Origin of the sequence: Phocaeicola sp. HCN-40430, assembly GCF_037890285.1 — a bacterium.
Classification (GTDB): domain Bacteria; phylum Bacteroidota; class Bacteroidia; order Bacteroidales; family Bacteroidaceae; genus Phocaeicola; species Phocaeicola acetigenes.
Genome location: NZ_JBBKBS010000075.1, coordinates 1 through 493, shown reverse-complemented (window position 1 = coordinate 493; position 493 = coordinate 1). Strand labels below are relative to the sequence as shown.

1 pseudogene is annotated in these 493 nt (G+C 60.4%); it reads left to right on the top strand.

The features are described from left to right. Positions 1-493: pseudogene (fkp, locus tag WKU26_RS12655) on the top strand (bifunctional fucokinase/fucose-1-phosphate guanylyltransferase); the annotation flags it as partial.

Genomic DNA, 493 nt, shown 5'->3' with positions numbered 1-493 from the left:
GCCGGAGGACATCGGAGGGAATCAGGATCTGCAGGCGGCAGCGATTTTTCCGGTGTGCGAATCGGTGGAGGAGCTGGGTGCGGTGCTGCGATGGATGACGGCGGAACCGGAACTGGAAAAGGGAAAGGAGATATGGCTGAAGGCGGAGAAGATGTCGGCGGACGAAATCTCGGCGTATGCCAACCTGAGAAGACTGACCGCGCAGCGTGAGGAGTTCCGCAAGGTGAACTGGAAGGCGCTGGCGGAGAATCACGGAAAGAGTGTGTTCTACCAGCTGGATCTGCAGCAGGCGGCGGAGGAGTACAGCCGGATGGGACTGGAACTGCCGGCGGAGCTGGATGAGACGACTCCCCTGCTTACGCGTATCAGTGATGCGATGTTCCGTGCACGGACCATGCAGCTGGCAGGTGCCGGAGAGCAGGAAGTGAAGGCGATGGAGGACAGGGCGTTTGCACTGATGCGCAACGGACTGGTGAGTACGGTGGACTTCCGT